Source organism: Streptomonospora litoralis (genome assembly GCF_004323735.1).
Classification (GTDB): domain Bacteria; phylum Actinomycetota; class Actinomycetes; order Streptosporangiales; family Streptosporangiaceae; genus Streptomonospora; species Streptomonospora litoralis.
On sequence record NZ_CP036455.1, the window covers coordinates 4,632,152 to 4,658,467 of the forward strand.

A 26,316-nucleotide genomic window follows, 5' to 3' on the forward strand; every position below is an offset into this window, starting at 1 on the left:
GAGGCGGGACATGGGCGGCTCGCCCACACCCGGGCGCGTCCCGGCGTGGCGGGGCGACACCCGCCGACGGAGGCGCCGCCGGGCGCCCGCGGGCGGCGCGGGTACGCCGCGCCGTAGTGCCGAACGCGTACGCGGCGTCGTGCCGCGCGCGTAGCGCGATCGCCGCCACTCGGGCGACGCGCCGCGGGGGGCACGGCGCGCAGTCTTGGGTGCATGGACACCGCACTGGCAGCGGCGGCCGGGCGGGGCGCCGAACTGGTACTCCTCGCCGAGCCCGCCGCCCGCTTCCACCACCCGCACCCACCGTTCCCATCGATGATCGGAGCCGCCATGCTGCTCTTCCTGCTGCTGGGCGTGATCGCCTTCCTGCTGCTCTCCCGCTTCAAGGGCCGGCGGCCTCCGTGGGCGGCCGCGCCCCACGAACCACCCGAGTACGCCGCCCGCAAGGTGCTCGCCGAGCGCTTCGCCCGCGGCGACATCACCGTCGACGAGTTCCTGGAGCGCGCCAGCGTGCTGAACTGGACGCCGGGGACGCCCGAAGGCGGCCGCAAGTGAAGCTGCCGCCGGGCCCGCGCAAGGCCGTGCTGAGCGTGCACGTCATCGCCTCCGCCGGCTGGCTGGGCGTGCACGCGGGCGTGCTGACACTGCTGGCCGCGGGCCTGGCGGCCGAGGGCGCGGCGCGAGCGGGCGAGCTGTACGGTGCCGCGGCGACGCTGGCGGGCACGCTGGTGCTTCCGCTGAGCCTGCTCGCGCCGGCATCGGGCCTGCTCTGCGCGCTGGGAACGCCCTGGGGTCTGTTCCGCCACTACTGGGTGGCCGCCAAGCTCGCGCTGACGCTGGTACTGGTGGTGGGCAGCAACATCCGGCTCGTCCCCGGGGTCGTAGCGCTGGCGGCCGACACCGAGGGCGGGACGGTGCTGCCCGCCTATGCCGACCGGCTCAGCCTCGTCGTCGCGCTGTCGGTGGCGCTGGCGGTGCTGTGCGCGGCCAGCGTGCTGTCCTCGGCCAAACCGTTCGGCCGGATCCGCCGCCGGCGAGGGCCCGCGGACTCCCCGGCCGACAGCACCGCCGAACGCGCCGGGGCGCGCACCCGGGCCGGCGCCGCTTCCCCCTGAATCGCGGGGCTCGCCCGCCCGCCGCAGCGACAGCCGCGCGCCGCCGTGGCATCCTCGGTCCGGGCAAGCGAGAAGCGGGAGGATCATGGTCGGCATGCGGCACGGCGACCCCTACTCCGATTTCGGCGAGACCGACCAGACGGGCGCGGACGACATCGACGCCCTCGTCCGCGCCACCTCACCCGGGACGGGCGGCGGCCGCGCCGGCCCCCACTCCGGCACCCGGCCCGCTCCCGCCGCGCGCACCGTCCCCTTCGACGTCGTCACCGGCGTGGCCGAGACCCCCGTCGGCTTCCTGTTCTGCGCGATGACCGAGTCCGGGCTGGCGGCGTGCTCGTTCGCCCCCGAGGAGGACCTCGTCGAGCGGCTCGAACGCGCGGTCTCGCCCAACATCGGTCCGCACGACGCCCACCTGGAGGCGGTGCGGCGCGAGATCGACGCCTACTTCGCGGGGCGGCTGAGCTCCTTCACCGTCCCGTTGGACCTGCGGTTGACGGGCGACTTCGCCCGCGTGGTGCTGCGTTCGCTGCTAGACGTGCCCTACGGAGCCACGATCACGCTGGGCGGCTTGGGCGCACGGATCGGCCGGCCCAACGCGCGCCGCGCCATCGCCAGCACCCTGGCGGAGAACCCGCTGTGCCTGTTCCTGCCCTGCCACCGGGTGGTCGCCGACGACTACCCGGCGGAGCTGGGCCCCTATTCGGGCGGCGCCCGCGCCAAGCGCGGACTGCTCGATCTGGAGGCCGCGCACGCGGCCGAGTGAGGCGGTGGGCCGGTGAGCCGGACGGCGCCGGCCGTGCCGCGGACCCGCTCACGGTGGTTCACCGGCGTGTCTGGGCACCGAAGCGCGCGGAGAGTTCGGCGGTCAGCCCCTTCGCCGCCGATTCGACCATGCTCAGCACCGTGCTGAAGCCGTCGTCGCCGCCGTAGTAGGGGTCGGGGACCTCGGGGTTGGCGCTTCCGCCGCCTCCGGGCGCGAACGTGCGGAAGAGCCGCAGGCGCTCGTCCACCGCCTGCGGGTCGGGCGCGAGCTGCACCAACTCGTCCAGATTGTCCAGGTCCATCGCCAGGATCAGGTCGCGGTCGGCGAACCGGGCCGGGTCGAACCGGCGGGCGGTGTGGTCGGTGGGGTAACCGTGCACCCGCAGCGCGGCCGCCGCGCGGGAATCCATGCCCGATCCGACGTGCCAGCCCCCCGTTCCGGAGCTGTCCACGGCCACGGCACCGGTCAGCCCGGCGCGCCCGAGCTCGGCCGTGAGCACTTTCTCGGCCATCGGCGAGCGGCAGATGTTGCCCAGGCACACCAGTGAGACGCGGTAGGGCCCCGCGGGGTCGAGGGGTTCAGGCAGGCTCATGACCACCACGGTAGCCGAGACAGCGGGCGATTCGCGGGGCCGCGGACCGGGCGGGTGCGGCGGCGGGCGGCGCGGCTCAGCCCTTGGGCAGGCGCACCACGGTGACGAAGAAGTCGTCGATCTGCCGGACGACCTGGATGAACTGCTCGAAATCGACGGGCTTGGCGACGTAGGCGTTGGCGTGCAGCCGGTAGCTGCGCAGTATGTCCTCCTCCGCCTCGGAGGTGGTCAGCACCACGATGGGGATGTGGGAGAGCGTGTCGTCCCGCTTGACCTCCTCCAGCACCTCGCGGCCGTCCTTGCGGGGCAGGTTGAGGTCGAGCAGGATCAGGTGCGGCACGGGTGCGTCGGCGTACTCGTCCTCGCGGCGCAGGAAGCGCAGGGCCTCCACGCCGTCGGAGACCACATGCAGGCGGTTGCCCACCTTGTGCTCCTGGAACGCCTCCTTGGTCATCAGGACATCGCCGGGGTCGTCCTCGACCAGCAGCACCTCTATGGCTTGCACCAAGTTGACCTCGCTCAATGTCGTCCGACCTGTTCCGAATCGGCCCCGCGCGCGGCGGGAGGCTCCTCGTCTCCATCGGATCGCGGATGCGGACCGCCGGTTCGCGACGCGTCCGCTGCGCCGGGCTCGGCGCCCGTCGGGACAGCGTCGTCCGGCGGGTGCGCCGACGGCGACGCCGACGCCGCCACAGCGTGCGCCGCGCCGGGCCCGTGCTCGGCCGAGCGGTCCTCGGCGGATGCTTCCCGGTCGCGGCCGCCTTGCTCGGCAGGACCGGAGTCCGCGGCCTCCTCGGCCTGCGCCGCGGCGGCCTCCTCGCCGTCGCCGTCGCCGACCGGCAGGCTCCAGCATATGCGGGTGCCCGTCGCCTCCTCGCGCGTCTCGGCGATCGACGAGGTGTCCAGCCAGATCCGGCCGCCGTGGAAGTCCACGATCTTCTTGCACATGGCCAGGCCGATGCCCGTCCCGCTGTACTTGTCGCGGGTGTGCAGCCGCTGGAAGATGACGAACACGCGCTCGGCGTACTGCGGCTCGATGCCGATCCCGTTGTCGGAGCAGCAGAACACCCACTCGTCGCCGCTGCGCTCGACGCCGATGTGCACCCGGGGCGGCTCCTCGCCGCGGAACTTGACGGCGTTGCCGATGAGGTTGAAGAACACCTGGGTGAGCAGCGTGCGGTCGCCCAGGACGGTGGGCAGGTCGTCGGCGGTGACGACCGCGTCGGCCTCCTCCAGGCGGGTCTCCAGACTGCTGAGGGCGTCGGCGAGCGCCTCGTCCAGCTCGACCGGCGCGTCGTCCTTGGTGCGGCCCACGCGCGAGAACGCCAGCAGATCGTTGATGAGCGTCTGCATCCGCTTGGCGCCCTCGACCGCGTAGTCGATGTAGGAGTCGGCGCGCTCGTCGAGCTGCCCGCGGTAGCGCCGCTGCAGAAGCTGGCAGAAGCTCGCGACCTTGCGCAGCGGCTCCTGGAGGTCGTGCGAGGCGACGTAGGCGAACTGCTCCAGCTCCAGGTTGGAGCGGCGCAACTCGTCCCGCTGGCGCTCCAGCAGCTCCGACTGCTCCTGCAGCGTCCGGCGGGCGGTGCCGACCTCGTCCAGGTCCTTGACGATGCGCTCGCGCATAGCGTCGACGTCGCGGCCCACCCGTTCGATCTCGGGCGGCCCGTGCAGCTCGATGCGGTGGGCGTAGTAGCCCTCCGACACCTGCATCAGGTGGCTGCCCAGCTCGTCCAGCGGCCGCAGCACCCAGTTCTGCAGCATGACCCACAGGAACGCGCACAGGATCACCACGACCATGCCGACCAGCACCAGCAGCGCGACGACCTGCTGGGTGGCCAGCGTCAGGCCCTCGCGCGCCTGGCTCAGCTCCTCGTCGATGCGCTGCTCGGCGCGGGCGCCTGCGGCGCGCAGGTCGTCGAAGCGGGAGCGGCCGAGCCGGTAGTCCTCCGAGGTGATCTCCTGGCCGGCGTGCACCTTCTCCAGGGTGGGTTCGGCGAAGTCCTCCTGCCAGTCGCGGCCCGCCTCGATCAGCCGGTTGATGTAGCCGTCGACGTCGCTGTTCTGGTCGGCGATGGACCGCAGCTGCGGCAGGCTCTCGGCGAGGTCCTGCTTGCCCTGCTGGTAGGGCGCGAGGAAGTCGATGTCGTTGGTCAGCGCGTAGCCGCGGATGCCGTTGTCCATGTTGAGGTAGGCAGACATGGTCTGGCGGACGGCGCTCTGGGCCGGGGTCAGCTCGTCGACCTGGCGGTCCAGGGCCTCGCGGGCGTCGAAGGCGGCCAGCGTGATCGTCGAGACGCACGCGACCAGGACGACCGCGACGGCCGAGAGCAGGACGGTCACCCGGCGGCGCAGCGGCCACTTCCTCAAGAGCGGTCCTCGTGGGTGATCAGCAGCATCGCGACGTCGTCCTGCAGCGGACCGCCGTTGTAGTGCTCGGCCTCGTCGACCAGGTGCTCGGGCAGGTCGACGATGGAGGTGCCGCGGCCCAGCACGTCGCCCACCATCCGGCGCAGCCCGCCGACCTCCAGCCGTGCCGGAGGCTCGCCGTCGTAGGCGTCGACCAGGCCGTCGGTGTAGAGCATCAGGGTGGCACCGCGCGGCAGCCGGAAGCCCTCGACCTCGGTCTCGCCCTCGGGGAAGACGCCCAGCGGCGGCCGCGGGCCGACGGAGACCTCCTCGACCTTGCCGTCGTGCAGCACGAGCGGCGGCGGGTGGCCGAACAGCCGGATCCGGGCGTCCTCGCTGCCGGAGTCGAGACTCGTCTGGCACAGCGTGGCGTACATCTCCTCCTGGGCGCGCTCGCTGATGAGGATCTCCTCCAGCGCGGGCAGCACGTCGGCCTCGGCCACGCCGCCCATGACCAGCGCGCGCCAGGCGATGCGCAGGCTCACCCCGAGCGCGGCCTCGTCGGGCCCGTGGCCGCTGACGTCGCCGACGATCACGTGGGTGGTGCCGTCCTTCTGCACGGCGTCGTAGAAGTCGCCGCCGACCAGGGCGCGCTTGCGGCCGGGCCGGTAGAACGAGCGGTGGCTCAGGGGGGAGCTGTCGAGCAGCACCTGGGGGAGCAGGCCGCGCTCCAGGCGCATGTTCTCGCGCGCGTACAGCTCGGCCTCGCGCAGTTGGCGGGCGTTCTCGTCGGCGCGCTGGCGCTCGACCGAGTAGCGCAGGCTGCGGGCCAGCAGGGAGCCGTCGACCTGGCCCTTGACGAGGTAGTCCTGGGCGCCCGCCGCGACGGCGGCCACGCCCTCGTGCTCGTCGTCGTAGCCGGTCAGCACCACGACGGCGGCCGATGGGGCCGTGGTGAGCACTTCGCGGAGCAGCCCCATGCCTTCGGCGTCGGGGAGGTTGAGGTCGAGGAGCACGCAGCCGCGGAAGCCGGCGAAGTGCTCGCGGGCCTCGCCGAGGGTGGGCACCCAGGTGATACGGGTGTCCAGCGCCGTGTCTGCGAGCAGTTCCTCGACCAGGAACGCGTCCTGGGTGTCGTCTTCGATGAGGAGGACGTCGACCGCTTCGGCGGTCGCGGGGGTGCGCCGTTCCATGACAGCCTCAGCGGCGCGGCCGGCGCCGGCCGACCGCGTTGGTTCGGTATCGGTCATGGTCACGGGCTCTTGCCCTGGTTTCCTGATATCCACACATCGCCTCTACGTCGACCGGTGCGCGGTGCGCGTCGTCAGCCGTTGTGGCAGTCAAACGATAATCGCCCGGCACGGCTTGTCGCTAGCGGGATTGCACGGGAGACATTCGGACGGTGACTGGGGAGTCCCGCGCTTTCGGTGCGCACGATCGCACCGGCGTGCCCTCCCAGATTACCCGCCCTCACGGCCCACGTTTTCTTGACGCTGCGTCGTTTAACACTTGAAGCGCCCACAGCGTACTGACATCATGTCAGTATCCCGATCGGGATAAAAGGCGACAAAGGAGGGCGTGTGTCCCCTGGTCCGGCAGCCGACCGCCACCCCGCCGAGAGCCTCTACCCCAGCGGAGGACGCGCCGCCCCAAGCGGCGCACCGCAGCACACGCCCTTCTCCGAGCAGCTGAAACAGGCCACCTGGAGTGCGCACGAGGACGCCGAAGGGCACGGTTTCACCCGCGCCCTGCTCGACGGCAGCCTCCCGCGCGAGGGCTACGCCGCGATGGTGGCCCAGCACTACTTCGCCTACGCGGCCTTGGAGGAGGTCGGTCGCGCGCTGGCCGACGACCCCGTCGCGGGCCGTGTGGTCCTGCCCGGCCTGTTCCGCGTGCCCGCCCTGGAGCGCGATCTGGCCGTGCTCTACGGCGCCGACTGGCGCGGACGCATCGCGCCCAGCCCGCCCACGCGCACCTACGCCGCCCGCATCGAGCAGATGGCGGGCGACCCGGCCGGCTACGTCGCCCACCACTACACCCGCTACCTCGGCGACCTCTCCGGCGGACAGTTCATCCGCACCGCGGCGGGCCGCGCCTACGGGCTGGACGAACAAGGCGGAACCGCCTTCTACGACTTCGCCCACCTGGGCAGCCTGCCGCGGTTCAAGGCCGGCTACCGCGCGCGCCTCGACGCGCTGGAACTGGACGCGGCCGAGCGCGAGCGCGTCGTCCGCGAGACCCGGCTCGCCTATCAGCTCAACGTGGAGGTGCTGGCCGATCTCGGCCACACCTACGCCCGCGGCACCGCGGCTTGAAGCGGCGGCCCGAGCGGGCCGCCGCCCACCGGCCGGAGCACCGCACAGCGCCCGCTGCGCCGTCCGGGCGGGCGCTTCACTCCTTTAGTCGGGCGGCCACACAGCGTGCCACCATAGGAGCCATGCCCAAGATCTCGGCGCCCACCATCGCGGCGCACCGCGCGCAGACCCGCGAGCGCATCCTGGAGGCGGTCGCCGCGCTGACCCGCGTCCAGGGCATCGACGAGATCTCCATGACCGAGGTCGCCGCCGAGGCGGGCATCACGCGCACCGCGCTGTACAACTACTTCCCCGACAAGCCCGCGCTCCTGCTCGCGTTCACCGAGCAGGCCACCTCCGACTTCGTCGACCGCTACCACCGCGAACTGCCCGCAGGCGCCGCGGCCGCCGAGCGGCTGGAGACCTTCGTCCGACTCCAGGTCGAGGCGCTGGCCGAGCACCCCCACCCCGCGGCCGCCGAACTGGGCGCCAGCCTCGGGCCCGACGCCTACCAGGCTCTCGCCGACCACGTCGCCCCCATGCACGGGCTCCTCGCCGGCATCCTGCGCCAGGGCGTCGCCGACGGCGAGTTCTCCGCCGTGCCGGTGGACGCGGTGGCACGCCTGGTACTGGCGATGCTCGGCGCGCAGCGGGTGCCGCTGCTGCGCGGCGAGACCACCCCCGCCGACGCCGGCCGGCTCGTCGCTGGGTTCATCCTGCGCGCTCTGGAGGCCGGGAGCAACGGAATCGGCGACGCTGCGTCACACCCGTTCACATGAGGTGATACCGGCGCGACCGGAACCGGCCGCGACCAGGTAAGCGACTCCGCTGTAGCGCCCGCTGTGCGGCAGAATCGCAGCACCACCAGCCCCCGCGCCCCTGGAGGAGCCCCCGGTGTCCCTGCTGCTGATCCTGGCCGGTGCCGCCCTGGTAGCCGTCGCAATGTCCAACCGCGTCCCGCGGTTGACGGCGAGTGCCGCTCCGCAGCTGGTCCGGGCGCGGCTGACGGAAGCGGGCCGGGCCACCCTCACCGCGGTGGGCGGCAGCGCGCTGATCATCGCGTTCTTTCTGGCGCTGTCCGGAGTGTAGGCCGCCGACCGCGGTCACGCCGGAGTTCAGGCCGCCGGGCGCGGCTGCCGGTGCACGAGCGTCAGGCCAGTGCCGAGCGCAGCCGACGCGCCAGCAGCCGCGCAGCACTCGTGGCGGCCAGCGCGCTGGTCAGCGCCGCCGAGGCGGCCGCGGCGTCGCGGTAGGCGCTGCGGCACTCCGCTTGGCGCTGAGCGGCCGCGCGCTGCTCGGTGGTGAAGCGGCCCACGCAGTCGCGCGGGTCCAGCTCCAGTCGGCGCCAGCGGGAGGGCCAGGACACGGGCGGGCGCTCGGGGTGGCGGCGCAGCGCGACTGAAGACGCTGCGGAGGCGTGCGCGGTACGGGGTTTCAGTCCGGCGAAATCCGGTTCGGCGGATTTCAGCCGCATGGGATCGGGCCCGGTATAGCGCAGCGTTCCCGGCGCGTTGGTCAGCAGCTCGGCGAGCAGCTGCGCACACGCGCGGGCGTCGCCCAGCGCCGTGTGCTGGCCGGTGGGCCAGTGGCCGCTGAGGGTGTGGCAGGCGCGCGGCAGCGAATAGCGGGGCAGATCCACCTGGGCGCGCAGCGCGAGCAGGGTGCACAGGCCGGGAAGCTCGCCGGGCAGTCCGGCGGGCAGCAGCTCCGAGGCCAGGAACCGGCCTTCGAAGTCGAGCTTGTGCCCGGCCAGCACCGCGCCGGAGAACAGCCCGCGGAGCACCCCGACCAGCTCGGACGCCTTGGGCGCCCCGACGACGTCGCTGGCGCCGATACCGTGGAACTCCTGCCCCGTGATCGGGACGCCCGGGTCGACGAGGGTGCTGAACTCCCGGAGGAGCGTGCCGTCGCCGCGCATCCGCACCACGGCGATCTCGCAGATCCGCGCCCCCTCACCGGGGTAGAGGCCGGTGGTCTCCACGTCCACCACGGCGTATTCGAGGTCGCGCGCGCTGCGGGCCGACCCGCGGCGGCGGGTCAGGGTCCCCATTCGGACCACCCGCCCGGCGTCCGGTTCGGCGTCCAGCACGTCGTCCATACCTCTGTCCGATCGTCATAGCGGAACTCCCGCGGGGCCGACCCTACGACACGCGGGGGAAGACCGGCGCCGCGACCGGCGTTGACGCATCGGCACCGGGCCGCGCCGACCGGTCGGCGCCCGGCGGCCGCAGACACCGACAACGAGGAGAACCGATGCCCGCAAGCCCGCAGTCGCAGTACGTCCCGCTGGTCGAGGCGATCCGGTCGGGATTTCGCGAAAGCGTGCACTTCGGCACCGTCGTGGGGCTCACGGCGGACGGCGGGATCGGCTACCGGCGCGGCCGCCCCGAAGCACCGATGCTCCCCCGCTCGGCCGCCAAGCCGTTCCAGGCGGCCTCCGCCCTGCACGGCGGCGCCGACCTCAAGCCCGACCAGATCGCGCTCGCCGCGGGCAGCCACAGCGGCGAGCCGCGCCACGCCGAAGCGGTGGTGGAGATGCTGGAGCGGGCGGGACTGGACACCGGCGCGCTGCGCTGCCCGGCCGACTGGCCGCTGGACCGCCGCGAACGCGACCGGCTGCTCAAGGCGGACGGTTCGCCCACCCGGCTGCTGATGAACTGCTCGGGCAAGCACGCCGCCATGCTCGCCGCCTGCGTCGCGCAAGGCTGGACCACCGACGACTACCTCGACCCCGCCCACCCGGTGCAGGCGCTCGTCCGCAGCGAACTGGAGGAGCTGTGCGGTGAGGAGTCCGCCCACACCACCGTCGACGGGTGCGGTGCGCCCCAGCTCGCGGTCTCCCTGGCGGGTCTGGCGCGCGGGTTGCGGGCGATGGCGCTCGCTCCGGAGTCCTCGCCGGAGTCGGCGGTGCTGGAGGCCATGCGGGACTTCCCCGACTACGTCGCGGGCGAGGGCCGCACCGACACGCTGCTGATGCGGCGGCTGCCCGGTTCGGTGGCCAAGATGGGCGCCGAGGGGGTGTTCGCGGTGGCGGCGCCGAGCGGCGAGGTCGTGGCCGTCAAACTCAGCGACGGCGACCCGCTGTTCCGCGCGCGCACCATGGCCGCGCTGGCCGCCCTGGAGGCCCTGGGCGTCGACGTGGAGCCGGCCCGCGACCTCGCCGCCGCCGAACTCCGCGGCGGCGGCGTCCCGGTCGGCGAGCTGCGGCCGATCGCGGAGGAGGACACGGCCGACTGATCCGGCGGTGCGGCTCGGGTCCGCATCTTCGTCCGCATCCCACTGCCGGGCCTGTGGACGGCCCCGGCGGAATCAGCGCGTCCTGGGCTATGTTGCGGGCGGAGGAAGACCGGGAATGCGCGCCGCGGTGCGTACAGGAACCACGGAAGGGCGGCAGATGGGCGGCATCCGCGAGATCGCGATCGCCGGGGCGGGGATGGCCGGGCTGCATGCGGCCGAGTCCCTGCGCGAGGCCGGGTTCGAGGGCCGCGTGACGATGATCGGCGACGAAGGGCACCGCCCCTACTCCCGTCCGCCGCTGTCCAAGGAGTTCCTTACCGGCAAGGGCGCCCCGGCGAGCGTCGAGCTGCGCGACGACGCCGCGTTCGAGGCGCTGGATCTGGACCTGCGCCTAGGGCGGCGTGCGCAGCGGTTGCGGCCCGCCGAGCGCGCGATCGAGTTGGACGACGGCTCCGCGGTGGCCGCCGACGGCGTCGTCGTCGCCACCGGCGCCCGCGCCCGGCGCCCCGACACCGCGCTGGACGGGGTGCACGTGCTGCGCAGCGTCGAGGACGCCGAGGCGGTGCACGAAGCGTTCAAGACCGAGGAGCGCGTGGTCGTGGTGGGCGCCGGGTTCATCGGCGCCGAGGTCGCCTCCAGCGCCCGCTCGGCCGGGCTGGAGGTCACGCTGCTCGAAGCCGCTCCCACCCCGCTGACGCGCGTGATCGACCCCCGCGTGGGCGGCGTGTTCACCGAGCTGCATCGCGACAACGGCGTCGACCTGCGGCTGGGCGTGGGTGTCACGGGGTTCGAGGGCCGCGGCCGTGTCGAGCGGGTCCGGCTCAGCGACGGCGACACGCTGGATGCGTCGCTGGTCGTGGCGGGGCTCGGCGCGCTGCCCAACACCGAGTGGCTGGAGGGCTCCGGCGTCGGCCTGGCCGAAGGCACCGGCGGGGTGCTGTGCGACGAGTACTGCCGCACCGCGGTTCCCGGCGTCTACGCGGCCGGCGACATCGCCGCCTGGCCGCATCCGCGCTACGGCGGCCTGATGCGCCTGGAGCACTGGACCAACGCCGGCGAACAGGCCGACACGGCGGTGCGCAACCTGCTGGCAGGCGACGGCGCCGGCACCCCCTACACGCCGGTCCCCTACTTCTGGTCCGATCAGTACGGGATGAAGATCCAACTGCTGGGGCAGGCGGCTCCCGCCGACACCGCCGAGATCGTGCACGGCTCGGCCGAGGACCGCAAGTTCGTCGCGTTCCTCGGCCGGGACGGGATGCTGGTGGGCGTCCTGGGGCTGCGCTCGACGCCGAAGGTGATGCGCTACCGCCGGCTCCTCAGCGAACGCACCACCTGGGAAGGCGCACTCGCCGAGGTCAACCCTCGATCGTGATGGCCTGTTTGGGGCACATGCGCGCGGCCTCCTCGACCTCGGCGCGCAGGTCTTCGGGAGGCTCCTCCTGCAGGACGTAGAGGAAGTCGTCCTCGCGCACCTCGAAGACCTCCGGCACCACGCCCATGCAAATCGCGTTGCTCTCGCACAGGTCGAAGTCGACGTTGACCCGCATGGCTCTCCTCGCTCGCGCTGTTCCCCGGGTGCTGTTCCCCGCTGATCCGGAACCGAGCCTAACGCCGCCCGCCGGGGGCCGTCTCGTCGCGGACGCCCCGGCGGCGGGGGTTCCGCGCGCTTCCACGGCCCGCCGGCTCAGCTCCGGGCGAAGGCGTCGGTGGCCTCGATCAGGTGGTGCAGGATGCCCGGTTCGCTGAAAGCGTGCCCGGCGTCGTCGACCAGGTGGAACCGCGCCTGGGGCCAGGCCCGCCGCAGGTCGAACGCCGTCTTGGCGGGGGTGCACACGTCGTAGCGCCCCTGCACGATGACGCCGGGGATGTCGTGCAGCCGGTCGGCGTTGTTGATGAGCTGTCCGGGCGTGAAGAAGCCGCCGTGCTCGAAGTAGTGGTTCTCGATGCGCGCGAAGGCCAGCGCGTACTCGGCTTCGGCGTGCTGGGCGCGGACCTGCTCGTCGGGCAGCAGCGTGATGGTGGACCCCTCCCACACGCTCCATGCGCGGGCGGCGGCCAGGCGCACCTCCGGGTCGGGCGAGCCCAGCCGGCGGGCGTAGGCGCCGATGAGGTCGTCGCGCTCGTCCTCGGGGATGGGCGCCAGGTAGTTCTCCCACAGGTCGGGGAAGAGGAAGGACGCGCCGCTCTGGTAGAACCAGCGCAGCTCCTCGTTGCGCAGGGTGAAGATCCCGCGCAGCACCAGCTCGCTGACGCGGCGCGGGTGCTCTTCGGCGTAGGCCAGCGCCAGGGCGCTGCCCCACGACCCGCCGAAAACCTGCCAGCGGTCCACGCCGACCATGGTCCGCAGCCGCTCGATGTCCTCCACCAGCGCCCAGGTGGTGTTGGTCTTGAGGTCGACGTCCATGCCGGCGGCGTGGGGGGTGCTGCGTCCGCAGTTGCGCTGGTCGAACAGCAGTACCCGGTAGCGTTCGGGATCGAACAGGCGGCGGTGGGCGGGTGTGCAGCCGCCTCCGGGGCCTCCGTGCAGGAACACCGCCGGTTTGCCCGCCGGATTCCCGCACAGCTCCCAATAGATCCGGTGTCCATCGCCCACGTCGAGCATGCCGGAGTCGTAGGGTTCGATGGACGGGTACAGCGTGCGCATGGGTGAGGCGTCCTTCGTCGCAGATGTGGCCGGGGCCAATCCTAGAACCGGGCGGAGCGGGCCGGTTCCGCGAACGCGCCGCTGAGCGGGGACGGCGCCGGGAGCCGCGGCAGGCAGGGCGTCGGCCGCCCGTAATTCCCCGGCGCGGCCCGCACTCGGGGAGCCTCCGGGAACGTTCCTGCACAGGGGGCCTGCGTCCCGGATCGGACGAGCCGAGTCGGCTTGCGATCCCCTCCGGCGCCCCGGCCGACCCGGCATGCGCGGCGCCGCCGGGCGCCGTCGCCGCCGGGGCACCCGACCCGGTGGTGTGACCAGCGTCACATGAAACGGATTCAGTCGGCACGGCGGCGATCCCGTTCCCGCCCACACGGCGCGCCCTTGCGACGGACGCCGGCCATTCCGGGCACCCGGCGGAAGGGGCCACCCGGACGGCGCGCGGTCCGGCGCCGTGCAGGCGCCCCGACCGCGTTAGTGTTTTCAGTGGGTCCGCAGGGGAGACGGAAGAGGGACACAGAGGGCATGCCCAATACCAACGACACTCGCGTCGCCAGCTACCAGCCGCTGATCGCACCGCAGGACCTTTTGGCCGAGCTCCCGATGGGTCCGGAGCGCGCCGCCCTGGTCGAGGACGCCCGGGCCGAGGTCAAGCGGGTGCTCGACGGGACCGACGACCGCCTGCTGGTCATCGTGGGCCCGTGCTCGGTGCACGACCCCGAGGCCGCGCTGGACTACGCGGAGCGGCTCAAGGCGCTCACGCCCTCCCTGAGAGAGGACCTGTGCGTGGTGATGCGGGTGTACTTCGAGAAGCCGCGCACCACGCTGGGCTGGAAGGGGCTGATCAACGACCCCGGCCTGGACGAGAGCTACGACGTGCACCGCGGCCTGCGCACCGCCCGCAAGCTGCTGCTGGACATCGGCTCGATCGGCGTCCCCGCGGGCACCGAGTTCCTCGACCCCATCACTCCGCAGTACATCGCCGACGCCGTCACCTGGGGCGCCATCGGCGCCCGCACCACCGAGAGCCAGGTGCACCGCCAGCTCGGCAGCGGCCTGAGCATGCCGGTGGGCTTCAAGAACGGCACCGACGGCGACGTGCAGGTGGCCGTGGACGCCTGCGGCGCCTCGGCGGCCTCGCACACCTTCTTCGGCATCGACCCCGCCGGCGCGGGATCGGTGGTGGTGACCGCCGGCAACCCGGACTGCCACGTCATCCTGCGAGGCGGGCGCAGCGGCCCCAACTACGACGCGCAGAGCGTCGGCTCGGCGCTGGGCGTCATCGAGGGATCGGGGCTGCCGCGGCGGCTGATGATCGACGCCAGCCACGCCAACAGCGGCAAGGACCACACCCGCCAGCCCGCCGTGGCCGAGGCGATCGCCGCGCAGGTGGCCGACGGCCGGCGGGGCATCGTCGGCGTGATGCTGGAGAGCTTCATCGAGGCGGGCGCGCAGCAGCTCGGCGATCCCGCCGGGCTGGTCTACGGCCGCTCCATCACCGACAAGTGCATGGACTTCTCGACCACCGAGGACGTACTGGCGGGTCTGGCCGAAGCGGTGCGCAAGCGCCGCTCGGTGTAGCTCGGCCTTCGAGTAGCCCCGCCTTTGAGTGGGGCCACCGTGCGACGCAGCCGGTCAGCGCGCCGGCCGCCGGGTTTTGCCCGCCCTTGCCTATCCCGGTCGGGGCCCCGCTGCTAGCCTGGTACCGGTCGCTGACCCCGTACGGGAGAGCGTCCGTGCAAGCCGGCACGGGCCGCCGAAGGAGCAATTCCTCCCCAGTGAACCTCTCAGGCGAGACGGACCGTACGGTCGAGACCACTCTGGAAAGCAGGGGTTCTCCGGAACCCCTCGCCGAAGGTGCAAGCCGCGCCCGCGCGGCGAAGCTCTCAGGCACCATGACAGAGGGGGAGGATGGCAACGCCTGTGACGAAACGACGTCCATCCTCTCGGGAGTGAGCATGACTGCGCCGCAGGGACCGGCTCTGCGAACCACACCGCTGCACGACATCCACCAGCGCGCCGGGGCGACCCTGGTCGACTTCGCCGGCTGGGAGATGCCGCTGCGCTACAGCGGCGAGCGAGCCGAGCACACCGCCGTACGCGAGACCGCCGGCCTGTTCGACCTCTCCCACATGGGCGAGATCCACATCACCGGCCCGCAGGCCGCCGACCTGCTCGACTACGCCCTGGTGGGCCACCTGTCCAAGGTCACGCCGGGCCGCGCGCGCTACACCATGATCACCGCGGCTGACGGCGGCGTGCTCGACGACCTCATCGTCTACCGGCTGGCCGACGAGGAGTACCTCGTGGTGGCCAACGCCGCCAACGCCGATTCCGTGCTGACCGCGCTGAGCGAGCGCGCCCCGGGGTTCGACGCGCTGGTCGAGGACCGCTCCCCCGACTACGCGCTGATCGCCGTCCAGGGCCCGGCGGCCGCCGCCATCCTGGCGCCGCTCACCGACGCCGACCTGGACACCATCAAGTACTACGCCGGCTACAACCACGAGGTCGCGGGCCGCCCGGTGCTGCTGGCCCGCACCGGCTACACCGGCGAGGACGGCTTCGAGATCTTTCTGACCCCCGGCGACGACGCCCCGGCCGTCTGGGACGCGCTGCTGAAGGCCGGCGAGCCGCACGGGCTGATTCCGGCCGGGCTCTCGGCGCGCGACACGCTGCGCTTGGAGGCCGGGATGCCGCTCTACGGCAACGAACTGGACGCCGAGACCACCCCCTTCGAGGCGAACCTGGGCCGCGTCGTCAAGCTGGACAAGCCCGGCGACTTCGTCGGCCGCGAGGCGCTGCAGCGCGTCGCCGACACCGGTCCGCACCGCCGCCTGGTGGGCCTTGTGGGCCGCGGCCGCCGCCCGCTGCGCAAGGACAATACGGTGCTGCTCGACGGCGCGCCGGTCGGGGCGGTGACCAGCGGGGCGCCCTCGCCGACGCTGGACAAGCCCGTCGCCATGGCCTACATCGACAGCGGGGCCGACCCGGCCGCCGGCGAGCTGGCCGTCGACGTTCGCGGCCGCCACGAGGCCGTCGACGTCGTCGACCTGCCCTTCTACCGTCGGGGTCACTGACTCCCGCGGCCGAGACCGCACCCGGGGCGTGCGCCTCCGCAGGCCGAGGCGGCAGAATTCGACGTGGTGGAACCGGTAGCGGTCCACACGCCGGCCCGGCCCCACGCGCGCCCGGGCGCCGCGCACATCCGGACAACGACGACCTCCTGGAGAGTTGAATTGAGCGTTCCCGCGGAGCTGAACTACACGAGCGAGCACGAGTGGGTGGCGATCACCGACGGCGTGGCCACCGTCGGCATCACCGCCTTCGCCGCCGAAGCGCTCGGCGACATCGTCTACGTCGAGCCGCCGGAGACGGGGAGCAGCCTCACTTCCGGCGACACCTGCGGGGAGGTGGAGTCGACCAAGTCGGTGAGCGACCTCTACGCCCCCGTCAACGGCGAGGTGGTGGACGTCAACCAGGCCGCCGTGGAGAACCCCGAGCTCATCGGGACCGACCCCTACGGCCAGGGGTGGCTCTTCAAGGTGGAGGTCACCGAGGAACCGTCCGAGCTGCTCAGCGCGGAGCAGTACACGCAGTTGACCGAAGGCGAAGGTTAATCACATGCCGTCTCAGCGCAACCTGCTCGACCAGACCCTCGACCAGCTCGACCCGGAGGTCGCCGCGGCCGTCGGCGCCGAGCTGAACCGCCAGCGCGACACGCTGGAGATGATCGCCTCGGAGAACTTCGCTCCGCAGGCGGTGCTGGAGGCCCAGGGCACGGTCCTCACGAACAAGTACGCCGAGGGCTACCCCGGCAAGCGCTACTACGGCGGCTGCGAGCACGTCGACGTCGTCGAGCAGCTCGCGATCGACCGCGCCAAGGAGCTGTTCGGCGCCGAGCACGCCAACGTGCAGCCGCACTCGGGCGCTCAGGCCAACACGGCCGTGTACTTCTCCCTGCTCAAGCCGGGCGACACCATCCTGGGCCTGGACCTGGCGCACGGCGGCCACCTCACCCACGGCATGAAGCTGAACTACTCCGGCAAGCTCCTCAACGCGGTCGCCTACCACGTGCGCCCCGAGGACGGCACCGTCGACTACGACGAGGTCGAGAAGCTCGCCAAGGAGCACCGGCCGAAGATGATCGTCGCCGGCTGGTCGGCCTACCCGCGCGAGCTGGACTTCGCGCGCTTCCGCCAGATCGCCGACGACGTCGACGCGCTGCTCATGGTGGACATGGCACACTTCGCGGGCCTGGTCGCGGCCGGTATCCACCCCAGCCCGGTGCCGCACGCCGACGTTGTCACCACCACCACGCACAAGACCCTGGGCGGTCCGCGCGGCGGCCTGATCCTGTGCAAGGAGGAGTACGCCAAGAAGCTCAACTCCGCGGTGTTCCCCGGCATGCAGGGCGGCCCGCTGGAGCACGTCATCGCGGGCAAGGCGGTCGCGCTGAAGGTCGCGGCGAGTGAGGACTTCGCCGACCGGCAGCGGCGCACCGTCTCCGGCGCGAAGATCCTCGCCGACCGGTTGCTGCGTGACGACGCGGTGCAGGCCGGTGTGCGCGTGCTCAGCGGCGGAACCGACGTCCACCTGGTACTCGTCGACCTGGTGAACTCCCAACTCAACGGGCAGGAAGCCGAGGACCGCCTGCACGAGATCGGCATCACCGTGAACCGCAACGCGGTGCCGAACGACCCGCGGCCGCCGATGGTGACCTCGGGTCTGCGCATCGGCACCTCGGCGCTGGCCACGCGCGGCTTCGGCGACGACGACTTCACCGAGGTCGCCGACGTCATCGCCGAGGCGCTCAAGCCCGGCTACCAGGCGGCGGCGCTGCGCGCCCGCGTCGACGCGCTCGTCGCCAAGAACCCGCTCTACCCGGAGCTGTAGGGGGCAGGACCTGCCCTCCTGGTGCGGTCGGGGCGCGTGTCGCGCGTTGCGTCCCGGCCGCACCGAACACCACCATCACGCCTGTGCCCGCAAAGGAGGGCAGGACTATGGCGATCAGCGTCTTCGATCTGTTCACGATCGGAATCGGGCCGTCGAGCTCGCACACCGTCGGGCCGATGCGGGCCGCCCGCACGTTCGCGACCGGGCTCGCCGAATCCGGGCTGCTGGAGAAAACCGCGACCGTGCGCACCGACCTGTACGGCTCGCTGGCGCTGACGGGCAAGGGCCACGGCAGCGACCGCGCGGTCATCCTCGGCCTGCTCGGCGAGACGCCGGAGGGCGTCGACATCGACGCCGCGCCGGTGCTGGTGGAGCGGGTGCGCTCGTCGGGCCGGCTGCTGCTGGCCGGTGAGCGCGAGGTCGGCTTCGACCCGGAGTCGCAACTGGAGTTCCGCCGCAAGGCGACGCTGCCGGGGCACCCCAACGGGATGCGGTTCAGCGCCTACGACGCCGATGGCACGGAGCTGCGTTCGCGCGTGTACTTCTCGGTGGGCGGCGGGTTCGTCGTCGACGAGGAGGCGGTGGGCGCCGACCGCATCACCGCCGACGACACCCCGCAGCCCTACCCGTTCTCCACCGCCGCCGAACTGCTGGAGACCTGCCGGGAGACCGGCATGTCCATCAGCGCGGTCATGGCGGCCAACGAGCGGGCGTTCGGCCGCACCGACGCCGAGATCCGCGACGGGCTGCTCACGATCTGGCGGGCCATGCGCGAGTGCGTCCGCCGCGGCGTGACCACCGAGGGCACCCTGCCGGGCGGGTTGAAGGTCCCGCGGCGCGCCCACCGGCTCTACCGCCAGCTCGGTGGCCACTGCGAGGACGAGGGCCTGGCCGGACCCGACCACGGCGACCCGGCCGACCCGATGCGCGGCACCGACTGGATCACGCTGTACGCGCTCGCGGTCAACGAGGAGAACGCCGCGGGCGGCCGCGTCGTGACCGCACCCACCAACGGCGCGGCGGGAATCATCCCGGCGGTACTGCACTACTACGCCCACTTCACCCAGGGCGCGAGCGACGAGGGCGCGGTCCGCTTCCTGCTCACCGCGGGGGCGATCGGCATCCTGTACAAGCAGAACGCCTCGATCTCCGGCGCCGAGGTCGGCTGCCAGGGCGAGGTCGGCTCCGCGTCGTCCATGGCCGCCGCCGGCCTCGCCGAGGCCCTGGGCGCCACGCCCGCGCAGGTGGAGAACGCCGCCGAGATCGCCATGGAACACAACCTGGGCCTGACCTGCGACCCCATCGGCGGCCTGGTGCAGGTCCCGTGCATCGAACGCAACGCCCTGGCCGCGGTCAAGTCGATCAGCGCCGCCCGCATCGCGATGCGCGGCGACGGCAGCCACTTCGTGTCCCTGGACAAGGCCATCCGCACCATGCGCGACACCGGCCGCGACATGATGGACAAGTACAAGGAGACCAGCCGCGGCGGGCTCGCGGTGAACGTGATCGAGTGCTGAGGCGCGACGCCTGTTAACAGAAATCGCGCACTGGAATGCGCTTGAATCAGCCGAGTGTGCGCAATAGAGTGACGGACACATCGGGGAGGGCCTTAAGGCTCGACCGACGGGTAGCGCCAGTTCGGCATGCCCAGACATAGCTGTGCCCCGGGCGGCATGCTACGCAGAGGCGGACCCGGGGCTTACAGATTTGATGTTACCAGAACACTCACCCCCCGTCCTCTCGCGCCTCGGCCGAGATAGAACGAAGGTCGCCGTGAGCGCTGACGTCCCGCGCTGGATGGTCTCCACGTACTCCTCGCCGCGGCTGGCGCCCTATCTCCAGCACTGCGACGGCGAAGCCGCCCAAGCGGTGAATCTGTACAACTGGAACGTGATGGTGTCGGCCGCCTTTTACGGACCGCTTCACACGCTGGAGTTGGCTCTGCGCAACGCCGTCCACGACCGCCTGAGCGCTCACTTCGGACAGGACCACTGGTGGAAAGACGCAACTCTGCACCATCCGATGACGGCCATGGTCGACCAGGCACGCCGACGCTGCCGGGAGCGGTTGCAGAGGCCCACCACCTCCGACGACGTGGTCACCGAACTCAACTTCGGGTTCTGGGTGGGGCTTCTGGCCCAGAAGTACGACCGGCACCTGTGGGTTCCCGCTCTCCACAGGGCCTTTCCGCACTTCCGGGCCAAGCGTCGGCAGCTGCATGTGGAGCTGGAAACCCTGCGCCTCCTCCGCAACAGGATCATGCACCACGAGCCGATCCACCACCGGCACCTGGCGGCCGACCACGCCACGCTCTACCGAGTCATCTCCTACATCAACCCCGATGCCGCCTCCGGCATCCAGGTTCTCGACCGCGTTCCCGAGATACTCCTGACCAAGGAACGAGCATGTCGGGGTGACGTTCCGCCGCAGTACTGAGGGAGGACTACGTGAACGAACGCGATGTGTCGCTGATCTCGCGGGCGCAGCTAGCACACTACGCCGAAGTCAGCCGGGCAGCGGTCACCAACTGGCAAAAGCGCAGTTCCGACTTCCCGGAACCCGCCGACGCGGCGAATGAGCTGTTCGAACTCGGTCAGGTCGCCGACTGGCTGTCGACACGCGCCGTCCCGGCCAACGCCCGCCACCCCCATGAACCGGTCGGGACCACGTATGCCGACCGGGTACGGGCCAACGCTGTGAACAGAAGCGCTGCGGAGACGCCGCGCCCCTCGTCAGCCCCGAGCGAGCTGAAGTCGGGGCCGGACGAGGACGAGACTCAGCGGCGCGTATGGCGATGGCTGGACCTCCTCCGCGGCCACCTCCACGTCTCGGAAACCTGCGAGGTGCTTCTCGCCCTTCTACACATGTGCGCGATGCACGAGACCGCCTGGCAGAAGCTCGTCCAACAAGCCGGTCGCCCCGCCGATCTGCCCGAAGAAGCCGCCGAAGTACTTTCGCCGCAGACACATGCCCTGCTGGCCCGCGTGTCCGCTGCGACTTTCTGCGAACTCACCGGTGAGATCGCACGGCTGGGAGCCGGCGACCAGCGCCGGGAACGGCTTGCCGATGCCTTCGACTACACGCTCTCGGCTCAGGCAACGGCCTTGGGGAAGCGTGGCGGAAACTTCCGAACTCCCGATGCCGTTGTGGCTACGGCTTTCGGCCTGCTCACATTCGAGAACACCGTTCACCACGTACACGACCCCTTCTGTCGACGAGGGGAGTTTCTCGTCGCCGCTCATCGGTGGTTACGGAGCGCAGCGCCCTCGACCCGCCTCCGGTTCAGCGGTACAAGCCACACTAGCGAGGACGCGAAGCGGAATCTCGAAATCCATGATGTCGACTCCGAAATCCTCGGCGGCCCGATCTCACCCGGTGTGCTCCCCGACCTGCCGTACGCTGATATCCTCCTGACCAATCCCCCGTTCAATCATCGCCGGCCGTCAGCACCTCCGGATGAACGCGGGCTGCCCTATGGAATTCCGCCGGAGTCGAACTCGAACTTCGCCTGGCTCCAACATGCCATCGCCATGCTCGCTACCGACGGTCGAGCAGTGGTGGTCATGTCGCCAAGCGCTGCGTACTCCACCAATACGCGGGAGAATTCGATCCGCGCGTCCATGGTCGAAGACGGCACCGTGGAGGCCGTTGTGGCGCTTCCACGCCAACTCTTCACGGAGACAGCTATCGCGGTGAACCTCTGGTTGCTGTGCCCTCCGAGAGGACACTGTTCGGAGGTGCTTCTCGTCGACGCAAGCGAGTTGGGCGGGATGGTCTCACGCACCCGCCGTTCACTTTCAGCCGAGGATGTCGGCGCGATCCGCACCGCCTACCGCGCCTGGCGCGCGGGCGCATTCGACGAGTCTGCAAAACCGGGCATCGGCCGCGCCGTGGGAATCGAGGAAATCCGAGAGCGGGAGTACTCCCTCCACCCACCCTCCTACATCCTGGACTCCAGCGGGTCCGCGGACGCCGAGGCACCGGCACGCTACGCCGAACTCACCCGCAGGCTCTCTGTCCTGGAGGCACGAATCCCTCAGGTCGATGCGAGAACCCGCCACTTGCTCAAGGAGATAGACGAATGGATGCGCTGATCGGACAACTGCCCTCCGATTGGCGTGAACAGCCGCTGGGGGAGATATGCAGCATCCAGGCCGGCCCCTCCGGGGCTGGCATGTCCTCTCGGGCCTTTACCTCCCACGGGACTCCCGTGGTGCGCCCAGGCGACATCTCCAGACGCAGTGTCACCGACACCGGGCTGGCCAGGGTCGACGACGCCACCGCCGATCACCTGAAGCGCTATCGGCTCAAGTCGGGCGACATCGTCGGAGCGCGGACGGGAACACTCGGCCGCTTCGCTCTCATCACCCCCGAGCAGGAGGGTTGGCTATATAACACCCAGATACTCCGGTTGCGTCCCTCGCCCGAGAATGATTCCGCATACCTCGTGCACTACCTCGCATTGCCCGCGGTGCAGAAGTGGATTGCTCGGCACGCTTCGGGCAGTACAGTTCGGTCGATAACCCAGCGTACGATGCAGACCCTGCCCACGGCAGTACCGTCACTAAATATCCAGCAAGCCATCGGACAGGCGCTCTGCGCCCTCGACGATAAGGCACGCCTGCATGCCGAGATCAGCCGGACCACGGACGAACTGCGGGAGACGGTGGCCCCGATGCTCCTCTCCGGTCGAGTCCCCCCCGGTGAAGCGAGCGACCGGCAGGTGTCCGAGGGGAGCGGCGAACCGATTTCGAGCGAGGAGATGTCGGCGACGCGCGAATACTGGCTCTGGCACGGATTCGATGAATCGCCTGCGGACGCCGGGTCGATCCCGCAATGATGCGGGGTGTCGTTCTCCTCCCTCTTCACACTGCTCTTTCCGCACTTGGCGGACCTGCGCATCGATGACGTGTACCGGGCTGGGCTCTCGGTACGGATCGCGGCCTCCACCCAAGCCGACGACGCCGCCTGCCCCGTCTGCGCGACCCGGTCACCACGCGTGCATAGCCGCTATGTGCGCCGCCTCGCCGACACTCCTGTCTCCGGCCGGGAAGTGCTGATCCACCTGGAAGTCCGCCGGTTCTTCTGCGATGAGCCCACCTGCAAGCGTCGGATCTTCGCCGAACAGGTCCCCGGTCTGACCGTGGCCTACGCCCGGCGCAGCCGGGGGCTGAGCGACGTGCTCGCCGGCATCGGCATGGCGCTGGGCGGTCGCGCCGGAGCACGCCTGGCAGCGCGGATAGCCGCGGCCGTGAGTCGGATGACGCTATTGCGCCAGGTACGCGCCACCCCGGAAAGCCCCGCGGATGTGCCCCGGATCCTGGGGGTTGATGACTTCGCCCTGCGCAAAGGCCACGTCTACGGAACCCTGCTGGTCGATGCCCAGACCCGACGCCCGGTGGAAGTGCTGCCCGAACGCTCGGCCAGGGCCGTCAAGGAATGGCTCATCCAGCACCCCGGGGTCGAGGTCGTCTGCCGGGACCGGGCCGGGTGCTATGCCGACGGCATCGCCCAAGGCGCTCCGGACGCGGTGCAGATAGCCGACCGCTTCCATCTGTGGCAGAACCTCGCCGCGGCCGTGGAACGGGCCGTCGCCCGCCACCGCCGCGACTTCCCGCCCACCACATCCGAACCGGCACCCACAACAACGCCGGCCGAGCCGCCCCCGGCCGAAACTCCCGGAATCCGGCAGGGGCCGCTGGCCGAACGCACCCGCCGGCGCCACAAGCAGATCCACCACCTGCTCGACCAGGGCCGCACCATCATGGAGATCGTCGGCGAACTCGATCTCGCCCGCAACACCGTGCGCCGCTTCGCACGCGCCGCAACCGTCGAGGACCTGCTGGCCCGCGACGGCACCGGCAAACGCCCCCGCCAGGTCGCGAGCTATGACGCCTACCTGCGCGAACGCTTCGCCCACGGGTGCACCAACGCCGCCGTGCTCTGGGACGAACTCCGCCGGCAGGGCTACAACGGGAGCTATGCGAGCGTGCGCGACCACATCCGCCCGTGGCGCCGCCACGCTGTGCCGCCTCCGGCGCCGGCCCGGCCGCCCACCGCCCGCCGGGTCACCGCCTGGATCCTCACCCATCCCGACCACCTCGAACATGAGCAGCGGTTGCAGCTCACAGCGGTGCTGGGCGCCTGCCCCGAACTGGCGCGCCTCAGCGAGCGCGTCCAGGGCTTCGCGCGCATGATGGCCCATCGGCAGGGCCACCGGTTGGAAGAGTGGACCACGGCGGCGCGGAGCGAACAGATCCCCGAACTCGACTCCTTCGTCCGCGGCCTGGGGCGCGACTGGGACGCTGTCGTGGCCGGGCTTACGCTGCCGCACAGCTCCGGCGTGGTCGAGGGCCACGTCAACCGGCTCAAGATGCTCAAACGTCAGATGTATGGGCGCGCCAACCCTGACCTGCTGCGCAAGCGCGTGCTGCTCGCTGTCTGATCGCAGGAGCCTGATGCTTCATCGAATCCGTGCCAGAGCCCGAATACTGACCAGGTGACGCACGTGAAATCCGACCACCACGGTTGATCATCGGAGGGGTGATCGCTGTGGAGGACTGGGCCGAGCCCGGCGCCGAGCGAATCGACATCGGCGCCGGTCCATGGGCTCGCTCTCCTTCCGCTGGTACGCCAAGTTCCTACCGGCGGCGGCTGCTCCCAGGCGCACCCGCCCGAGCCGGCTTCTCGGCGCTCGCGTCTTCCTCCGCGGCAGCCTGATCGGTCTCTCCGTCCGCATCGGTCTCGCGTGCGAGGGACGGGCGAGCAGTCGCGCCACCACTACCTGACGTGGGCGGAGTTCTCCGCGGGCTACACCCTGGGCCGGTGCCTGCAGTACGACGGCGGCGAGTTCGGCCACTGGTACACCACGTCGCGGGACGTGCACCACATGATGGTGAACCACCCGGCCAGCCCGTGGCTGCACATCCCGTTCCGCTTCTGACCCGGGCCGGGCGCCGCGCCTCGACGGCTCCGCGGACGGCGCCCAGGTGCCCGGGGGGCTGGATGTGGTGGCGGGCAGGCCGCCTGCGGCGAATGAGTACGCGCACCCATGCGCCTCGAGCGGGCGAGCGCGACGATGAGGGGAACATCCCCGAGGACGGCGCGCCGATCCCGGCGCGGAGAAGGCGGCAGGCGTGTCGAACGATCTTCCGGATCCGAACCACCCCGAGGAGGCTGCGGCTTCCGCCTCCGAGCCCGCTCAGCCGGATCGAGCCGGAAACGCAGGCGGGACGCGTCCATCCGGCCAGCTGCGATCGGCGTTGGTGACCTGCGGGCTGCTGTGCATGCTCATCGGGCCCGCCAGTTGCTACAGATCGCTGGAGATATCCGTCGCGGTCTCGACCAACGGAGTCGGCGATGCTTCGGCCGCGCAATCGAGCCTGATCACGGGCGTGGCCGCGAGTGCGGGCGTGCCGATCGTGATGGCGGTGATCGCCGCGTTCCGGCGCGACCTCAAGGCCGCGGGCTGGTCGGCGGCGCTGCTGGCCTGGCCCTTCGTGGTGACGGCGGGCGTACTCTTCTTCGGCTGGACCAGCGGCGGTTGACGGGAGGCGCCGCTCGGTACTCCCGCCGGTGGGCGCGGGCCGAGACGGCCCCGTTTCCGCGCCGAGGTACTACCAGCGGATCCCGAGCTTGACCCTGCCCCGAGGACATGGTCTGGGATATCGGCGAACCGACCGCCGCCCGCCCCGACCATGGAGTAAGCACACATGCGATTCCTGCGCACACCCTTCCGGATCATCCGCGCGAACCTCGGCGCCTACCTCGTCATAAACGCGCTCGTCTACGGCGTGTTCCTGCTCGGCATGGGGACGGCCATGGTCTTCCCCGAACTGAGCGCCGCGGAGACCGCCTCCCTGCAGGAGGACGGGACGGCGGACCTCGTGGCGTCCCTGCTCGGCAACGTGTGGCTGTTCAGCCTGACCATCTTCGCGGTGAACACGCTCACGGTCGCCGTGCCGATGATCCTGCTGCCCTCCATGGTCGTGCCGTTCGCCGGGATCGCAGCCTTCCTGTACAAGGCGTTCACCCTCGGGATCTCCCTCGCTCCGCAGGACGAGACCCTCGCGACGATGATGATCCCGCACTCCCTGACGGTCCTCATCGAGTTCCAGGCCTACGTCCTGATCGTGCTCGGCGCCTACCTCCTCGGCAGGTCCTGGCTGCACCCGGGGACCGTCGGGGCTCGCAACCGCCGCCAGGGATACCTCCGCGGGCTGCGGCAGGTCGGCTGGATGAGCCTGCCCGCGCTGGCGCTGTTCGTCGTCGGCGCGGTCTACGAGGCCGTGGAGATCATCTACCTGCTGCCCCCGCTGCTCGCAGGCTGAGGCCGCCGCAGGGCGGGCTGTGTCCGAAGCACCGCTTGAACATGCCCTTGGGGCATGGTGTGGACTTCGGCTGGGGGTCATGGTCTCGGGCGTCCGCGGGAACGA

Annotated in this window: 27 protein-coding genes and 1 riboswitch; of the genes, 20 read left to right on the forward strand and 7 right to left on the reverse strand. The window is 71.3% G+C overall.

Annotation, left to right across the window (positions count from 1 at the left end; translation table 11 throughout):
* Positions 1-213: 213 nt before the first annotated feature.
* From EKD16_RS19440 to EKD16_RS19450, 3 genes are all read left to right on the forward strand, one after another.
* Positions 214-555 carry an SHOCT domain-containing protein gene (locus tag EKD16_RS19440; RefSeq protein ID WP_131099931.1) on the forward strand — a complete coding sequence of 114 codons (342 nt, stop codon included), beginning with the start codon at positions 214-216 and terminating at the stop codon, positions 553-555.
* Positions 552-1,115: a hypothetical protein gene (locus tag EKD16_RS19445; RefSeq protein ID WP_207391354.1), complete on the forward strand. Its 564-nt coding sequence runs from the start codon at positions 552-554 to the stop codon at positions 1,113-1,115. Before EKD16_RS19440 ends, EKD16_RS19445 begins: the two co-directional genes overlap by 4 nt.
* A gap of 85 nt (positions 1,116-1,200) precedes the next feature.
* Complete coding sequence (locus EKD16_RS19450) at positions 1,201-1,878, forward strand: methylated-DNA--[protein]-cysteine S-methyltransferase (protein WP_165498615.1); 678 nt, start codon at positions 1,201-1,203, stop codon at positions 1,876-1,878.
* 58 nt (positions 1,879-1,936) lie between these two features.
* Here the strand turns inward: EKD16_RS19450 and EKD16_RS19455 are convergent, their stop codons facing one another.
* From EKD16_RS19455 to EKD16_RS19470, 4 genes are all read right to left on the reverse strand, one after another.
* Positions 1,937-2,470 (reverse strand): low molecular weight protein-tyrosine-phosphatase, encoded by a 534-nt coding sequence (locus EKD16_RS19455; RefSeq protein WP_131099941.1) that lies wholly within the window; start codon positions 2,468-2,470, stop codon positions 1,937-1,939.
* Positions 2,471-2,546: 76 nt separating this feature from the next.
* Positions 2,547-2,960 (reverse strand): response regulator, encoded by a 414-nt coding sequence (locus EKD16_RS19460; RefSeq protein WP_131102796.1) that lies wholly within the window; start codon positions 2,958-2,960, stop codon positions 2,547-2,549.
* Positions 2,961-2,989: 29 nt separating this feature from the next.
* Complete coding sequence (locus EKD16_RS19465; protein WP_131099943.1) at positions 2,990-4,837, reverse strand: sensor histidine kinase; 1,848 nt, start codon at positions 4,835-4,837, stop codon at positions 2,990-2,992.
* The gene (locus EKD16_RS19470) at positions 4,834-6,066 is read right to left on the reverse strand and encodes a PP2C family protein-serine/threonine phosphatase (protein ID WP_207391355.1); all 1,233 of its coding nucleotides are present in this window, start codon (positions 6,064-6,066) and stop codon (positions 4,834-4,836) included. The genes EKD16_RS19465 and EKD16_RS19470 overlap by 4 nt, the downstream gene beginning before the upstream one ends.
* Before the next feature lie 330 nt (positions 6,067-6,396).
* Between EKD16_RS19470 and EKD16_RS19475 the strand changes: the two genes are divergently transcribed.
* The 3 genes from EKD16_RS19475 (at position 6,397) to EKD16_RS19485 (ending at position 8,199) form a co-directional block, all read left to right on the forward strand.
* A complete protein-coding gene (locus EKD16_RS19475) occupies positions 6,397-7,131 on the forward strand; it encodes a biliverdin-producing heme oxygenase (RefSeq protein WP_131099950.1) in 735 nt (244 codons plus the stop codon).
* A gap of 122 nt (positions 7,132-7,253) precedes the next feature.
* Positions 7,254-7,889, forward strand: coding sequence for a TetR/AcrR family transcriptional regulator (locus tag EKD16_RS19480; RefSeq protein WP_131099953.1), 636 nt, complete (start codon positions 7,254-7,256; stop codon positions 7,887-7,889).
* Positions 7,890-8,004: 115 nt separating this feature from the next.
* Entirely contained in the window at positions 8,005-8,199 is a 195-nt protein-coding gene (locus EKD16_RS19485) for a hypothetical protein (protein WP_131099956.1), read from the forward strand.
* Positions 8,200-8,260: 61 nt separating this feature from the next.
* Here the strand turns inward: EKD16_RS19485 and EKD16_RS19490 are convergent, their stop codons facing one another.
* On the reverse strand, positions 8,261-9,208 hold the full coding sequence (locus EKD16_RS19490; RefSeq protein WP_131099959.1) for a 3'-5' exonuclease: 948 nt from the start codon (positions 9,206-9,208) through the stop codon (positions 8,261-8,263).
* A gap of 155 nt (positions 9,209-9,363) precedes the next feature.
* Here EKD16_RS19490 and EKD16_RS19495 point away from each other — a divergent pair, with 155 nt between their 5' ends.
* Together EKD16_RS19495 and EKD16_RS19500 are read left to right on the forward strand one after the other, a co-directional pair.
* The gene (locus EKD16_RS19495; RefSeq protein ID WP_131099962.1) at positions 9,364-10,347 is read left to right on the forward strand and encodes an asparaginase; all 984 of its coding nucleotides are present in this window, start codon (positions 9,364-9,366) and stop codon (positions 10,345-10,347) included.
* A gap of 115 nt (positions 10,348-10,462) precedes the next feature.
* Entirely contained in the window at positions 10,463-11,722 is a 1,260-nt protein-coding gene (locus EKD16_RS19500; protein ID WP_242677068.1) for an NAD(P)/FAD-dependent oxidoreductase, read from the forward strand.
* Here the strand turns inward: EKD16_RS19500 and EKD16_RS19505 are convergent.
* Positions 11,706-11,897 carry a ferredoxin gene (locus tag EKD16_RS19505; protein ID WP_131099965.1) on the reverse strand — a complete coding sequence of 64 codons (192 nt, stop codon included), beginning with the start codon at positions 11,895-11,897 and terminating at the stop codon, positions 11,706-11,708. The genes EKD16_RS19500 and EKD16_RS19505 overlap by 17 nt on opposite strands.
* A gap of 137 nt (positions 11,898-12,034) precedes the next feature.
* Positions 12,035-12,994, reverse strand: a complete 960-nt coding sequence (pip, locus tag EKD16_RS19510; RefSeq protein WP_131099968.1) for a prolyl aminopeptidase — start codon at positions 12,992-12,994, stop codon at positions 12,035-12,037.
* A gap of 519 nt (positions 12,995-13,513) precedes the next feature.
* On the opposite strand from pip, the gene EKD16_RS19515 reads away from it, so the two are divergent.
* The 12 genes from EKD16_RS19515 to EKD16_RS19570 all read left to right on the forward strand — a co-directional run bounded on the left by EKD16_RS19515 (position 13,514) and on the right by EKD16_RS19570 (position 26,211).
* Positions 13,514-14,569 (forward strand): 3-deoxy-7-phosphoheptulonate synthase, encoded by a 1,056-nt coding sequence (locus tag EKD16_RS19515; RefSeq protein WP_131099971.1) that lies wholly within the window; start codon positions 13,514-13,516, stop codon positions 14,567-14,569.
* 229 nt (positions 14,570-14,798) lie between these two features.
* Positions 14,799-14,900, forward strand: a riboswitch (glycine riboswitch).
* A 46-nt stretch (positions 14,901-14,946) separates the two neighbouring features.
* The gene (gene gcvT / locus EKD16_RS19520; RefSeq protein WP_131099974.1) at positions 14,947-16,065 is read left to right on the forward strand and encodes a glycine cleavage system aminomethyltransferase GcvT; all 1,119 of its coding nucleotides are present in this window, start codon (positions 14,947-14,949) and stop codon (positions 16,063-16,065) included.
* A 159-nt stretch (positions 16,066-16,224) separates the two neighbouring features.
* On the forward strand, positions 16,225-16,605 hold the full coding sequence (gcvH, locus tag EKD16_RS19525) for a glycine cleavage system protein GcvH (RefSeq protein ID WP_131099977.1): 381 nt from the start codon (positions 16,225-16,227) through the stop codon (positions 16,603-16,605).
* Positions 16,606-16,609: 4 nt separating this feature from the next.
* Positions 16,610-17,881, forward strand: a complete 1,272-nt coding sequence (locus EKD16_RS19530) for a serine hydroxymethyltransferase (RefSeq protein ID WP_131099980.1) — start codon at positions 16,610-16,612, stop codon at positions 17,879-17,881.
* Between the two features lie 107 nt (positions 17,882-17,988).
* On the forward strand, positions 17,989-19,398 hold the full coding sequence (locus EKD16_RS19535; protein ID WP_131099983.1) for an L-serine ammonia-lyase: 1,410 nt from the start codon (positions 17,989-17,991) through the stop codon (positions 19,396-19,398).
* Positions 19,399-19,654: 256 nt separating this feature from the next.
* Positions 19,655-20,317, forward strand: a complete 663-nt coding sequence (locus tag EKD16_RS19540) for a hypothetical protein (protein WP_131099986.1) — start codon at positions 19,655-19,657, stop codon at positions 20,315-20,317.
* A gap of 11 nt (positions 20,318-20,328) precedes the next feature.
* Positions 20,329-21,975 (forward strand): N-6 DNA methylase, encoded by a 1,647-nt coding sequence (locus EKD16_RS19545; RefSeq protein ID WP_131099989.1) that lies wholly within the window; start codon positions 20,329-20,331, stop codon positions 21,973-21,975.
* Positions 21,963-22,721, forward strand: a complete 759-nt coding sequence (locus EKD16_RS19550; RefSeq protein WP_131099992.1) for a restriction endonuclease subunit S — start codon at positions 21,963-21,965, stop codon at positions 22,719-22,721. Before EKD16_RS19545 ends, EKD16_RS19550 begins: the two co-directional genes overlap by 13 nt.
* A gap of 69 nt (positions 22,722-22,790) precedes the next feature.
* On the forward strand, positions 22,791-24,326 hold the full coding sequence (locus tag EKD16_RS19555; protein ID WP_449457459.1) for an ISL3 family transposase: 1,536 nt from the start codon (positions 22,791-22,793) through the stop codon (positions 24,324-24,326).
* Between the two features lie 303 nt (positions 24,327-24,629).
* A complete protein-coding gene (locus EKD16_RS25475) occupies positions 24,630-24,824 on the forward strand; it encodes a DUF1266 domain-containing protein (RefSeq protein WP_165498616.1) in 195 nt (64 codons plus the stop codon).
* 322 nt (positions 24,825-25,146) lie between these two features.
* Positions 25,147-25,428 carry a hypothetical protein gene (locus EKD16_RS19565; protein ID WP_131099998.1) on the forward strand — a complete coding sequence of 94 codons (282 nt, stop codon included), beginning with the start codon at positions 25,147-25,149 and terminating at the stop codon, positions 25,426-25,428.
* Between the two features lie 165 nt (positions 25,429-25,593).
* On the forward strand, positions 25,594-26,211 hold the full coding sequence (locus tag EKD16_RS19570) for a stage II sporulation protein M (RefSeq protein ID WP_131100001.1): 618 nt from the start codon (positions 25,594-25,596) through the stop codon (positions 26,209-26,211).
* Positions 26,212-26,316: the final 105 nt, after the last annotated feature.